This is a genomic window from Chelatococcus sp. YT9 (assembly GCF_018398315.1).
Lineage (GTDB): Bacteria > Pseudomonadota > Alphaproteobacteria > Rhizobiales > Beijerinckiaceae > Chelatococcus.
The window spans coordinates 692,575-704,994 of the sequence record NZ_JAHBRW010000001.1 but is presented as its reverse complement, the minus strand read 5'-3'; the positions used below and the strand labels follow the sequence as shown (position 1 = coordinate 704,994).

Annotated in this window: 17 protein-coding genes; 2 read left to right on the top strand and 15 right to left on the bottom strand. The window is 62.1% G+C overall.

Annotated features, from left to right (window positions below; all coding sequences use genetic code 11):
- Positions 1-9: 9 nt before the first annotated feature.
- From KIO76_RS03225 to KIO76_RS31305, 10 genes are all read right to left on the bottom strand, one after another.
- Positions 10-636 (bottom strand): head-tail connector protein, encoded by a 627-nt coding sequence (locus tag KIO76_RS03225; RefSeq protein ID WP_213321437.1) that lies wholly within the window; start codon positions 634-636, stop codon positions 10-12.
- A 1-nt stretch (position 637) separates the two neighbouring features.
- A complete protein-coding gene (locus KIO76_RS03220) occupies positions 638-823 on the bottom strand; it encodes a hypothetical protein (RefSeq protein ID WP_213321436.1) in 186 nt (61 codons plus the stop codon).
- 51 nt (positions 824-874) lie between these two features.
- Complete coding sequence (locus KIO76_RS03215) at positions 875-2,149, bottom strand: phage major capsid protein (RefSeq protein WP_213321435.1); 1,275 nt, start codon at positions 2,147-2,149, stop codon at positions 875-877.
- Between the two features lie 59 nt (positions 2,150-2,208).
- A complete protein-coding gene (locus KIO76_RS03210) occupies positions 2,209-2,817 on the bottom strand; it encodes an HK97 family phage prohead protease (RefSeq protein WP_213321434.1) in 609 nt (202 codons plus the stop codon).
- Entirely contained in the window at positions 2,801-4,057 is a 1,257-nt protein-coding gene (locus KIO76_RS03205) for a phage portal protein (RefSeq protein ID WP_249729461.1), read from the bottom strand. The genes KIO76_RS03210 and KIO76_RS03205 overlap by 17 nt, the downstream gene beginning before the upstream one ends.
- A gap of 26 nt (positions 4,058-4,083) precedes the next feature.
- A complete protein-coding gene (locus KIO76_RS03200) occupies positions 4,084-5,646 on the bottom strand; it encodes a terminase large subunit (protein ID WP_213321432.1) in 1,563 nt (520 codons plus the stop codon).
- The gene (locus KIO76_RS03195; RefSeq protein ID WP_213321431.1) at positions 5,631-6,047 is read right to left on the bottom strand and encodes a hypothetical protein; all 417 of its coding nucleotides are present in this window, start codon (positions 6,045-6,047) and stop codon (positions 5,631-5,633) included. Before KIO76_RS03195 ends, KIO76_RS03200 begins: the two co-directional genes overlap by 16 nt.
- 177 nt (positions 6,048-6,224) lie before the next feature.
- The gene (locus KIO76_RS31715) at positions 6,225-6,602 is read right to left on the bottom strand and encodes an HNH endonuclease (protein ID WP_213321430.1); all 378 of its coding nucleotides are present in this window, start codon (positions 6,600-6,602) and stop codon (positions 6,225-6,227) included.
- 14 nt (positions 6,603-6,616) lie between these two features.
- Positions 6,617-6,880: a hypothetical protein gene (locus tag KIO76_RS03185; RefSeq protein ID WP_213321429.1), complete on the bottom strand. Its 264-nt coding sequence runs from the start codon at positions 6,878-6,880 to the stop codon at positions 6,617-6,619.
- Positions 6,877-7,002: a hypothetical protein gene (locus tag KIO76_RS31305; protein WP_283771402.1), complete on the bottom strand. Its 126-nt coding sequence runs from the start codon at positions 7,000-7,002 to the stop codon at positions 6,877-6,879. The genes KIO76_RS03185 and KIO76_RS31305 overlap by 4 nt, the downstream gene beginning before the upstream one ends.
- A 486-nt stretch (positions 7,003-7,488) precedes the next feature.
- On the opposite strand from KIO76_RS31305, the gene KIO76_RS03180 reads away from it, so the two are divergent.
- Positions 7,489-7,737, top strand: a complete 249-nt coding sequence (locus KIO76_RS03180) for a BrnT family toxin (RefSeq protein WP_213321428.1) — start codon at positions 7,489-7,491, stop codon at positions 7,735-7,737.
- The gene (locus KIO76_RS03175) at positions 7,734-8,039 is read left to right on the top strand and encodes a BrnA antitoxin family protein (protein ID WP_213321427.1); all 306 of its coding nucleotides are present in this window, start codon (positions 7,734-7,736) and stop codon (positions 8,037-8,039) included. Before KIO76_RS03180 ends, KIO76_RS03175 begins: the two co-directional genes overlap by 4 nt.
- Positions 8,040-8,121: 82 nt before the next feature.
- Here KIO76_RS03175 and KIO76_RS03170 read toward each other — a convergent pair whose 3' ends face one another.
- From KIO76_RS03170 to KIO76_RS03150, 5 genes are read right to left on the bottom strand one after another with little or no spacing between them, the layout of a single operon-like run.
- Entirely contained in the window at positions 8,122-9,024 is a 903-nt protein-coding gene (locus KIO76_RS03170; RefSeq protein WP_213321426.1) for a hypothetical protein, read from the bottom strand.
- Entirely contained in the window at positions 9,021-9,956 is a 936-nt protein-coding gene (locus KIO76_RS03165) for a toprim domain-containing protein (RefSeq protein WP_213321425.1), read from the bottom strand. Before KIO76_RS03165 ends, KIO76_RS03170 begins: the two co-directional genes overlap by 4 nt.
- A complete protein-coding gene (locus KIO76_RS03160; RefSeq protein WP_213321424.1) occupies positions 9,953-11,455 on the bottom strand; it encodes a DEAD/DEAH box helicase in 1,503 nt (500 codons plus the stop codon). The genes KIO76_RS03165 and KIO76_RS03160 overlap by 4 nt, the downstream gene beginning before the upstream one ends.
- Positions 11,452-12,069 (bottom strand): helix-turn-helix domain-containing protein, encoded by a 618-nt coding sequence (locus KIO76_RS03155; protein WP_213321423.1) that lies wholly within the window; start codon positions 12,067-12,069, stop codon positions 11,452-11,454. The genes KIO76_RS03160 and KIO76_RS03155 overlap by 4 nt, the downstream gene beginning before the upstream one ends.
- Positions 12,066-12,338: a transcriptional regulator gene (locus KIO76_RS03150; protein WP_213321422.1), complete on the bottom strand. Its 273-nt coding sequence runs from the start codon at positions 12,336-12,338 to the stop codon at positions 12,066-12,068. Before KIO76_RS03150 ends, KIO76_RS03155 begins: the two co-directional genes overlap by 4 nt.
- Positions 12,339-12,420: the final 82 nt, after the last annotated feature.

The following is a 12,420-nucleotide window of genomic DNA, read 5'->3' as shown; positions in this document are numbered from 1 at the left end:
CTGGGCTCATCATGCGAGTGGCCAGCAACGGAAGGGCTCGAGGAAGTTCGCCACAGCCTGGCGGGTGATCGCGTCAACCGCTCCTGTCATGTCCCATTCGCGGGAGCCGATGCCGTCGACGACCTTTTTCTTCAGGTTCACGTCAGAGCCGGTCATGCCGTATTGCGATCGGACATGGAGAAGCATCGCGGACAATAATTCGGCTGGCACCGTCTCGAAACCGACGACGGCACGGACAATAATTCGGGATCCGGGCTGGATCGCTGGCCAGCGTGTGCCGGGAGCCGGGACAATCGAGACGGTCATCCCGTCGTTGCGAAGCTCAAATGCCTCGTCATCGAGGACCTGGTCATCGCCCGTCGTGTCGACGTACGTGATCGTTTCCACAGACTGGACAGGCGCCACCGGCACCCGTGCAAAATCACAGAACCTGTCGCACTTCACCACGACCGTCTGAGACGGAACGTAGATCGAGCAATAGCGCTCCACATGGCCGCGAGCGGCCTTCATCATGAGTTCCAGCGTGTCGTCCAACTCGGTATCGGACAAGGCAATGCCGCACTGGCGCTTGACCTGCTCAAGGGTGAGCGGGTCCGTGCCGTCCGGGGGAATAACGACAGTCGCCGGATACCACATATCAGCCCCGCTTTTCCGGCGCGGGCTTCTTCGTAGCGCGCTCGACCTTCTCGTCATCCTTGACGGGAACAGCCATGCCCGCATCGATCATGCGCGTCGCCTCTTTGGTCGAGAAGCGATCCGTCTCCTCATTGGGAGACAGGGCGAAGTCAGTGCCGGCGATGCCGACGAGCATCTTGATCTTCATGGGGATCACCTCGGAAGGGGTTGGCGCCGCGATGTACGGCGCCAACGTTGGTTACGAAGCGGCGGTGATGAGGTGCTTCACCGCGGCAGTGTCGCCAAGCTCACCATCGAAGCGGATGAGGCCAGCGATGCCGAGATCCGGCCAAAAGCGCTCGCGAAGGACGCCAATGACGGGAGATCCGACCTTTCGGACGAAATACTTGCTGAAATCGCCAAAAAGCATGACCTTTTTGGCCGCTCCAAGCGAATCCATGTCGTCATTGATGCTGTAGCGGTAGCCAAGCAGGGTGCTGGGCTCGCCAGTGGTGATGTCCCCCATCTGCCAGAGATAATTACCCTGACCGTCCTTCAGCTTACGGATTGCCGCGAGGGTCGTATCCGCGAACATGAACCGGGACTTGGGAGAGCGCCGGTAGGCCGAATTCACCGAGTGAAGAAAATCGATGATCTCGTCGCTGGTGATCGCGGCGGTGGCGGCGGCGGTCTTGCCGAGGCTGGACGCCGTGACGATGCCGTTGGGGTCGCCAGTGCCGTCGCCGACCGTCAGCTCCTTGTTAGCCAGGCGGCCGAGGCGCTCACCGAGCAGGTCACCCAGCAGGGATTCGACGTTGAAGATCGAATCCTGCGCCAGCTCCATGGAGAAGCGGATGAACTCGGTGTCGTAGACGTAGGCGTCAAGGGACTTCTGCCCGAAGGTGACGTCCTTGCCGCCGTCGTCCGTGAGGGCCGTTGCTTCCGTATGCTTTTCAGCAGTGACGGCCGTGTCATCGACGGTCGGGATCTTGATCGGGTTGCCGCTCGACGTGTTGAGGACGGTGCAGATGTCCTCATCGTACATCGGCCCCCAGGCCTTCATCGTCTTGATGATGAAGCCGGCAAGCTCGGTCGGGACCGTGAAGCCGCCCGCGGTCGTCGTACCGGCCGTCTGAGCGCGAAACTCAGCCTTTGCCTCGGCGCCCCGGCGAAGAACGGCGCGCTCTTCCGAGTTCAGTTCGGACGGGTCGCCGCCAACCGCGAGGAACTTGTGGAATACCTGGCGATATTCCAGCGGGGTGCCGTCATCGGAGCCGCGGGCCTCCCCGTCACCGGGCGCCGGACGCATGCGGGCACGACGCTCCTCGTCACGCTTCTCGATCGCGGCAAGGGTCTCCTCGCGCTTGATACGAGCCTCGATCTGGTCATGCTCTGCCATCGCGGCGTCGTGCTGGCTCTCCAGCTCCTTGACGCGGGCCTCGTCCGTGGTGCCGTTGATCTGGTCGAGACGTTCGCGGGCCTCGGTGACAAGCTTCGCCTGCCGGTCCCGCAATTCCTTGATGCGATTGTCCATCGCCATCCTCCAATAAAAAAGCCCGCGCGAAGCGGGCCAGGTGTGCGGTTGGGCGGGGCTCAGGCCCTCGCTTTACTCCTCGACGTCAAGTCGAGGGTGACCTTCATGCCGAGGCGTCGAGCCGCAGCGTTGAAATTCTGCTGGCGCCGTTCCTTCCGGGCCGCGTCCAAGGATCTCATGGCGATCGAGGTGCCGTCGTAGGCCGGTTCCGACACGATCGACACCTCATCCAAGACTACCTCACGAATGGTGCGGAGCGGCGTCTCGCCTGTCTCGTCCCACTCCTGTTTCGTCACGACGAAGCCGAAGGACATCCCGGAAATGTCGCCGCGCTCAATAAGGGTCCTGGCATCCCGGCCATCGGAGGTGTCCGGCAAGTCGATCTCGACAGCGAGGCCCTTCTCGTCTTCCCGAAGGCGTAGCGTGCCGGCCGATTTCCGACCGAGCACACGGCCGCGATCGTGTCCGAAGTAGGCGCGGACGTCCGACGATGCCAATGTCTTCTCAAAGGCGCCGCGCGTCAGCACTTCGCGGAAATGCCCCCCGATATCGGCGATCTCACCGAACACGGCAGCGTAGCCCGCCACTGTCATCTTGCCAGCATCGTCAGCGCGATGCTCGACGTCACGCACGAGCGAGCGGATTTCCGCTTCAGGCTGCTGCGGCATTCTGCTCTCCATTGTCGTCCAGAGGCGGCCCGCCGTTATCGCCAATCCCACGCTCGGGCTGTTGTCCCAAAACCACCGTGGCGCCCTGCACAAGAAGTTCGTCAGCGGCCGGGTTGCTATGCGCGGCACGCTCTTCAAGGGCGCGGGCTTCATTCGGCGTCATCTGCGCCGTCTGAACGGCACGGGCGATCGCCTCGATACGGGTCTTCAGATCACCGCGCATGATGCCGTCGAGGTTATGCCGCACATACCGCGAGCCGCGTCCACGCCCGAACAGCTTCAGGTTCATCTCGTCTTCGAGGGCGCCAGCCCAATGGCCGATGAGATGCTTGACGAGGTGCAGGTCCTGCTGTTCGGCGTTGGTGAAGGTCGCACGAGTGAGATCCTGCAGAAATACCGGGGGCAGCTGCCAAGCCCTGGCAAATTCCTCCACCTGGAAGCGGCGGGCATCGATCATCTGGCCTTTTGCCGGATCGAAACCGACAGGCTTCAGCTCGTAGCCTGGCGGGATCGCAAAAACGGGCTTGTCTGACTTCTTGGCGGCCTCGATCGCGCGCCAGGTGTCATCCATCGAACGCTTGATGCCATCAGCGCCAGCCGCAAGCGGACCCGTCAGAGCAAGCGGCGGCACACCTCCACCGGCAAAGAACTGGCTTCCGTAATCGTTCATCGCCAGAGCGAGCTGAATTGCCTTCGCGGCCATCTGGATCGGTCCATGATGCCCGGTCTGGTCATCCTTCAGCATGAACGCGACGTCGATGATGTCCTCTGCCGGGTACTCCTTGCCCTCGAACTGATAGACAAGCTTGAGACCGCGGCGCTTGATCGTGACCTTCTTCGCATTGATGGGCCAAATGTTCTCGACTGACGACCCGCTGCGCTCGATCCAGGCGAGCCCCCGCCCACCGGTGAACACCTGCTGCCAGAAATACTGCCGGAACTTAAAGCTGCCCATCTCCGGGTTCGGCGCGTCGCGCACGATCGTCTGAAGCTTGCCCCCGACCTTGACGGCGCCCTTGTCGGTGTCTCGATACGCGTGCAGCGGCAGGTAGGCCAGCGTCCGCGAGAGAAACGATACCGCCGCCAGCACCGCCGGCACCCGCAAGGCGCTGTCGATCGTGACGCTCGGCAGATTGGCTGACGACTGCCCGAAGAACGCGAGGAAGTTCTCTTCGCTAACTTTTACGGTCGGGTTCTCGATGCTCGCTGACCTCCACTCGGTCTGAACCGGTGGCGTCATGGGCTGTGAGCGGTTGAATGGCCACATCAGGCGGACACCAGGCTGAAGTTGGGATCGTCCCACGGTGATGTCATGATGACTTCCTCTTCGTGGGTCGCTGCCACGCTCATGGCCATTACCAGGGCGACCATTCCGTCAATGCGGCCTCGGCTCTTGGCCTTGGTCAGTTTCCGGTTTCCGGCTGGATCCGGCTGCACCACCGCGTTGGCGGCGCACATGGTCAGAACGGGGTGCATCCCGTGGACAAGACGCTCGTTCAAAAGCGCGGCCTCCAGGTCGCGAAGCGCTGGGCTCATCGACTGGAAGCCTTGGCCGAACTCAACGAATCGGGCCTCGATCTCGGCATCGCTGAAACCTGACTTGACCAGCCAAGGCTTGAGGTGCCGGAAGTTCCACCGGTCAAAGGCGATCTGGCGCACGTCGTAGAGGTCGCAGACACTGCGCAGATACTCGGCGACGAACTCGTAATCGACAGTCCGCCCGGGTGCGGTCTGGAGGAAGCCCTGATCCCGCCATACGTCATACGGGACGCGATCTTTACGGGCCTTCTCTCTCAGGTTTTCACCCGGAAGCCAGAACGTCGGCCGGACATGCCACTTGCCGCCCGTTGGCGCCACCATGACGAAGGCCGTCAGGTCGGTCGTCTCGGACAGATCCAGGCCACCGAACACCGGCAGCCCATCGAAATCAACAACACCGTCGCCAGCGTTTGCCTGCCACACCGGGCGGGACACAAATGGCGCGAACATCTCGACGCGCCGGTTAAGGACAAGGTTCTCGAATTCCGGTTGGCGAGAGGGCTGGCGTCGGGCGTCTTCCGCCATGGCCAACACTTCCACCTCGTTCTGGAAGTCGCCAAAAGCCGGGTTGGCGGCTCTGATGGCTTCCTCACTAAACGTGTCCGCCGTCTCAGGCGCCGAGTACAAGAACAAGCGCACCCGAGGGTCTGCCTCGGTCCTGGCATCGTCGATCAGGACGGACAGAAGATCCGCATCAGTCGGCGCCTGCGTCGAGATGATGATCGAGAGCGGGTCACTCTGCGCGGCGGTCGCCGTCTCAAGCGCCTCGTACAGCTCCGACTTCGGCCCCTTCACCTGGCCAAGCTCGTCATGGACCGTGAACACGGGTGATAGCCCGTATGCGGTCGTAGCATCAGCCGACAAGGCTCGATAGATCGTGCCCAGCTCAGCGCATAGCAGCTGCTTGCTCGATTGGACCGGGTTCACATAGGCGCTGAGCGTCGGCGACAGGCGCACCATCTTGGCAGCCAGGTTGAACAGAATGCCCGCCTGCTCACGTGATTGAGCCGCGCTGTACAGCTGGGAATTCGGTTTCGCCTCTGGCCCGCACAGATGGAGCAGCAGAAGGAAGGCACTGAGCGCCGTCTTGCCATTCTTACGGCCGAAGCTGATGATCGCGCGACGCGTCGGCTGGTCGTAGATGCCGCGAATGATATCGCGCTGCCACTCCCGAAGCTTGACCGGCTTCCCGACAAGGCGACCTTCCGGCACCCGGCAGTGTTCCTCGATCCATGCAATGTTGCGCTCGGCACGGGTCCGAACGGGTTTGGCCCTTACACGTCTTGCCACGGTGGCTTCATCGTCGTGGGCTTGCGTGCCTGTTCAGCGCGAACCGTTGCCTGCTGACTGATACGCATGCGCGTGGCGAGCGACGAGATGGCCCGCGATTGCTCCTCCTCCGATCGAAGAAGGTCACGGTATTCCTTCACGTCGATATCCTCGGATGTCTCCAGCTTGTTGAGCAGCTGGGCGAGGCGTCGAGCTCGAACAACATGGCGGCAATATTGCGCCAGCATCCCGTGCGTCTCGCGGGGGAACCAGTCAACCGGCATGCGATTGACTACCGCCCACCACTCGTCTGCCTGCTCGTCAGTCAGATCGTATGGGGCATCAGGACGCTCGATGGTCTCGATCGTCGGGATCGAGGCAACGGCCAATGACGCCGCCGGAACTCGGCCGCGTTTCGCCATGTGAAACCTTTTTTATACGGGTTTTGCTCAAGTCGAGGCCCCAGTCGGTCGCGGCCCCCAATCGGTCGAGAGATCGACCCACCCCCTACCGCGCCGCAACATTTCCTTGTGCGATGCAACATGATCCATTTCGACACGTCGCCGATGGTTTCTGATGAAACGATCGTGCGTCGGTGGTCAGTCTTGGTTCCAATGGTGCGACGGATCGATGGGCCTGCCGCTCACGTCGTTGCCGATGGGGTAGCCTCTCATCTCCTCAGCCTTGACGATGCTGTCGTGACAGGCCTTGCAGACGCTCTGATGGTTCGTCGGGTCGATGAACAGTGACCAGTCGCCCTTGTGAGGCTTGACGTGGTTGACCGTGTCAGCCGGGGTGATGATGCCTCGCTGGTCGCAGCGCTCGCATAGGGGCTTGCGTCTCAGCTGGTGTGCTCTTAGTCCCGTTTGTGGGTGGCGCCATATGGGTAGGCTGTACCATGCTCGCCAAGGCTGTTCGGCTCTGCGCTTTGCGTCGTGCTGACGCTTGCGGTTAAGGCGCTGCTGATCCGTTGTCACGTGACAGGCTCAGGCTAATGGACGGGCCATATGTTGTCGTCGTCATCCTCGTCGACGAAACGAAGCTCATCGAAGTACGAGAAGTGACCATTGTCGAAAGGGTCGCGCCAAGCATCCTCAGCCTCGGTCAGTGTCTCGACCTTGGCCGCTCGACGGATGCGCTTGGTGAAGTTCCGCTTGATCTGAGGCAGATTGCGGGGCCGGTTGTAGCAATGGCGGGTGCGGGTCAGGTAGTCGAACTCGTCGCCATTAATCAGCGGTTCGCGATGGCCCATCATTTCAGCCAGCCTGCCCACCACATGAGGCCCATCGTCGGGAGGACGGCAAGCCAGAGTACGACGCCAATGACCGACAGGATCTGACCGAGCACGACCAGGGTGACGATAAGGCCTTGCTTCATTCGGATCCCCATAGCTCAGCCCATGCCCGATAGGCGGCATGCCACCAGAGGGCAATGACAACAGCGTGCATGGCAATTCTTCCAGGTGGGAAGAATTCCCCGGCCTTTGTCCCGTCGTGATCGGCCTAGGAACCCGACCCGTTTCGGCTTTGTCTCCGGGGGGTGGTGACGTTGGCCGCGCATCGTGCGGCACGTCACCCATAAGCCGGCTGCATGTCTCTGATCAGGAGCCAGTGGCAGTCCGGGGACGCGATGGCAAGAAACCTCGGCGTCGGCCTTAGCCTGCTTTCAGCGCCGGATGCTTTTCGATGGCCACCGTCTGGAGGCACCGTCTCGCCAAGATGGTTGCGGCCCTCGGGGTCGAATCGAGCGTGATCCGGCTTATGAGACCGGGCAGCCCACCGGGGCTTGTGACCGCAAAAACTCTCTCAATTTTCGTACACGAATATTCTTGACGCTTACCTATTTTCCGTGTACAAAAAATACATGATGATCACTTACGACGAAGCCAAGCGGCAAACCAACCTCGAGAAGCACGGGCTCGACTTTGCCGATCTCGATATCGAGTTCTTCGCTTCGTCCATGGTGGTCCCGGCAAAGGCTGGCCGCTTCATGGCTATCGGCGAATTCCGGGGCGAGATCATCATCGCCGTGGTGTTTCGCCCCCTCGGCTCGGAAGCGCTGTCGGTTATCTCGATGCGGCCGGCAAGCCGGAAGGAAAGGAGCATCCTATGACGAAGCGAACCAAGCACATCACCGATGCGGAAGAAGCCCGGATCCAGCGGCAGATCGCCAGCGATCCCGATGCACCCGAAGCAACCGACGAGCAGCTTGCTCAAGCCAAGCCGTTCGGGAAAGCCTTCCCGGAACTGATGGACAGCATCAAGCGTGCTCGGGGACGGCCAAGGGTCGCCGCACCGAAGGAGGCGGTGACCTTGCGCCTTGATCCAGCTACCGTCGCCCGGTTCAAAGCGACCGGGAAAGACTGGCGGGTCAAAATGTCCGAGCTGTTGGAGAAGGCCAATGTGAAAGCCTGACACGACAACGCCCGGAGGCGCATGAAGCGATCCGGGCGCAAAAATCCAAGTTCCTGATTTGTACTCAATTCGGTGCACCGCGTCAAGCGACCTCGGTATCATTAATCCCAAGTTCTCGCGCGGCCCGCATCAGCGCCTTGCTTGGCCCGCTCGTGCCCCGGTGCGCAGCGAGGTCACGCAATGCCTCGATCAACCGTGACGTAACGATCGCCTCGGCTGATTTTTGCCGCCGCTGCTGCCCTTCCGAGATCCGGACGACGGTGCGGCCCCATACATTCGCGACTTCAGCGATAGCCCGACCCTGGCCCACGACCGCGGCAAGGATGAGATAGCCTTGGGGGCGGACTACGGCCACCGCCTCGCGCAGATCCTGCGCGGCCCTTATCGCTCGATCTGACAAGGGATCAGCGAACCCACCGCCGTCGACAGGCTCCCGTGTCGGATCGAAGCCGGTCATCGGGCCTATGGAAGCACGCTCGTAGGCTGACCGGAACCACTGGCCTGCCTCATACTCGGCATCGTCGATGCGGCGACGGGACTTCAGGATCTCCAGCGGGCTCTCGCGGACGTTGATGGTGACGCGGAGGCGCTTGTCAGGCTCGTACGGGTCCTTAACGTCCTTGTGCCCGATCTCAACGCGGCCGTCGTTCCCGTGCAGATCCTCCCGACGATGACGGCGACGGCGCATGGTCTTCGCCTCGTCCTTGCGCTCGCGGTTCAGCCTTGCGGTGGTGCCTTGGATGCGCTCGGCAAGGCGCTCGGCACCGAGAGCATGGGCAGACAGCGGTGCATAGCGTGTCACCGCCCGCTTGGCCTTCGTGAGCAGCCGGAAGGCACGGGCATGCAGGGCCTCATGCTTGACGGCACGGTCATGATGCCCCTTCGCGCGGGCACGCTCGGCAGCAAGCCGGTGCCGGTCTGCGCTGCGTTCCCAGCGTTCCGCCTTCGCTTCTGCCTCTGCCTTGCGCTCATGGACTGTCTTCAAGCTGCTGCCCTTTCCATCATGAGAACGTCATTCCAGTCGGTGCCGATGTCGCGGGGGATCTCAACCGAGACCTCCCGACCGTCATTCGCCAGCCGCCGTGCCAGAGAGAAGGCCACCTGTTGACCGGTGAAACTGGCGTCGTGATCGCCAAAAACGATGATCCGCCGGGCCTCATAGGGCGGTCGCCACGATGCGAGCTTCCCGGCGTCGAGCGCGGCCCAGACAGGCACCTTGAAAAGGATCGATGCCGACAAGGCCGTCTCGATGCCTTCGGCGACACCAAGCGTATCCGTGAACTCGGCTAGCCGGACGGCGCCGCCGTTGGGGGCTTGGCCCGGCATGAGCTTGCGCGGCGGTTCTACCGCGGCCTTGCGTCCGTCGAGCGTGAGATATGTTCGATGCAGGGTGCCGTTCTCGCCTTCGACAGCTGCGGTGACCACGGCGACCATGCCGGGATGCATCGTGCGCTTCTCAGCCGAATGAAGCATCTCTGTCACCGATCGTAGGCACGGGGGGAACTCGTCCAGAGCTATTCCCCGCGCCCTGAGGTACCGGTCGACGTGATCGCCGCGCTGAATGGCCGTCGTAGCCTTCCAAAGCTTGACGCTGGCCTCACGGCTCTCCTTGTCGTCCCTCGATTGCCTGAACTCCTGCACCGGAATGTCACCGAGGATCGCCTCGATTTCATCGGCCGCTTGCCGGAAGTCCCAGCCCTTGACCTTCATGATGAGGGTCGCGCCGTCACCTGCGTCGCAGTGCGAGCAGATGTAGGTTCCGCGGCCGTCCCTGTTATCGAAGCGAAACCGGTCCTTCCCTCCGCAGATAGGGCAGGGACAGTGCTTGCCTGTCAGGAACTCTGACGAGACACCCAGCTGCGTAAGGATACCGATCCATTTTCCGCGAGCGCGGTCTTTGAGGGCGGTGCGACTCATGCGGCGGCACCCCGCGCGGCAAGCTTACGGCCCATAGACTTCCGGATGTTGTACGCCTTGATCCAATTGCGCACGGTGTCGCCCGGTTGTTGCGGTCGCACGTCGGACAGGCGCGGGTCGTTGGGCTTGACGCCGAACTTCTCGACATAGGCGTGGTAGGCCCAGCCGCTGCGATATCCGCGATTCTGTCCGTGCCCTTTGAGCTGGGCATAGAAGCTGATCTTCTCGTCCATGGTCGCGTCAGACTTGCGCTTCGCCGATCCGCGCGCGGCAAGCTCGACGAGATCACCGGGGGCACACTCGATGGTCGATTGACGTTGCGGCGCGAAGCCACAGTTCGGACAGACATGAACCTTCGCTGGCTTCAGGTAGGCACAGCTCGGGCATTCCTTCGGAAGGGCCTCGGGCTTCTCGTCGCGCTCACCGCCCGAGGATTTTTTCGGCTTGCCGAGGTCTAGATGCTCGTGACGGATGTCGGTGACGAAGCCGAGCTTCAGGGTTGTGTCGCTGTGATCGAGGATCAGGCAGTCATCTTTGCCGTCAGCGGTACGCAGACCGCGCCCGATGATCTGGACGTATAGCATTTCCGACTTGGTCGGACGGGCAAGGATGATGCACCGGACATCCCAGTCGATGCCGGTCGTCAGGCAACCGACGTTACAGACGATCTTGACATCGCCCGCGTGGAACGCCTTGCGGATATCGTTCCTCTCGTCAGTCGTGGTGTGCGCATCGATGTAGCCGGTGGGGACACCAGCCGCCTCGAAGCGCTCCTGGATCTTACGAGCATGGGCGCGGTCAACGCCGAAGCAAAGCGTTGGCCTATTCTCGCCGCGCTGGAGCCAAGTCGTCACGATATCCGCCGTGAGGGAGCCCTTATCCATCGCCTCGGATAGCTGTCCCTCGTGGTAGTCGCCCGCGATGGTCTTGACGCCAGAGAGGTCAGGATGCGACGGCGCGAATACCCGGAAAGGAGAGAGGAAGCCCCGCTCGATCAAGTCGGACGTGGTCGCGGCGATCAGCAGATCATCGTAGTACTTGCCAAGCCCGCGAGCCCACGGCGTGGCGGATAGCCCGACGAACGGAACCTTCTGCCAATCCTCGTCCGCCATCCATCGCCGGTACAGATCGAACATGACGTGCGCCTCGTCGATCACGACGACATCAGCGGGCGGGAGCCGCCGCCGCCCGAGGGTCTGCACACTGGCAACCTGCACGGGCCGCGTGCCGTCCGTCATCGGGTGCGTTGCCTGGATGACGCCCACGTCACGGATGCCCTCATTCCAGAAGGCTTCAACTGTCTGGTCGATGAGCGAGACCGCCGGGACGCAGAACACAACCCGGTTGCCCTTGCGAAGCGCTCCGTCGACGACGGCCGCGCCGAGCATCGTTTTGCCGAATCCGGTCGGGGCTTGGAGCATCGGGCGCCGTTTTCCCGAGGCGAGCGAGTGCCGCAACATCGCGAGCGCGCTCACCTGATGATCGAAAAGCGGCCTCATGCGCACACCCCGATCATCGCCGTGGTGCCGCTGGCATCGGGAGCCCAGCCAGAAGATGAGAGGCCGCCGGGCACAACCGTCAACGTTGGGCGACCCTGTCCGTCCTCTCGCGTACGTGGAGCCTCTTCCTGAAAGGTCAGCTCCCCTTCTTGGCTAGGTCTTAGTGGAGGTTCAATGGAGGTTCTATGGTGGTTCAGTGTCCCGTGGGGACATACCCCCTGTCCCACTGGGACATACCCCCTGTCCCGTGGGGACATAGGGGGGGCGGCGTCAACCACCGGCTTTTTCACCTCGCGATCGAGGCGAACGACACGAGCCTGATCACGTGTAATGCAGAACTCGCGGCCGACGTGGAGCTTGATGCGATCGGACGTGCGCCCGCCCGCCTCATTCGTCCGCATCGTCCTCTTGATGACCTTGTACGTGTCGAGCACGGCCAAGGCGCGGCGAACGGATTGCAACGAGATGCCGAGATCCCGCGCCAACGTTGCCTGCGATGGCCATGCGACATGCGTCTTCTCCTGCGCATATTCCGCGAGCAGGATCAGAACTGATTTAACCGCTCCCCCAACGATCTTTTGGCGCTTGGCCCAAGCGACCGCCTGATGGCTCACGCGCGCGCCTCCTGCTTCTGTTCAGGTTCGGGCAGCGAGTATGTTGACCATGGGGCGGCCCAGAGGTCCGGGCGCAACTGCCACCGTGGGACTTGTCCGGCCGTGGCAGCCTCGACCGCCACGGCCAATTCAGCAGACAGCTTCACTTCCCCAAGGAGAGCCCTGGAGATCGCGGCCTGGGAGCGGACACCGATCATTTTCGCCAGCTTCGATTGCGAGCCGACGATCTCGATTGCCCGCTGTAGAGAAGGGTTCCGAAATCGCGTCATGCCGCATTTTTAACCCTGAAACGAATAATGCGCAATAGGGTTGTGCGAGTTAAAACGATATCGGGTAAAAGTGTGAATAACA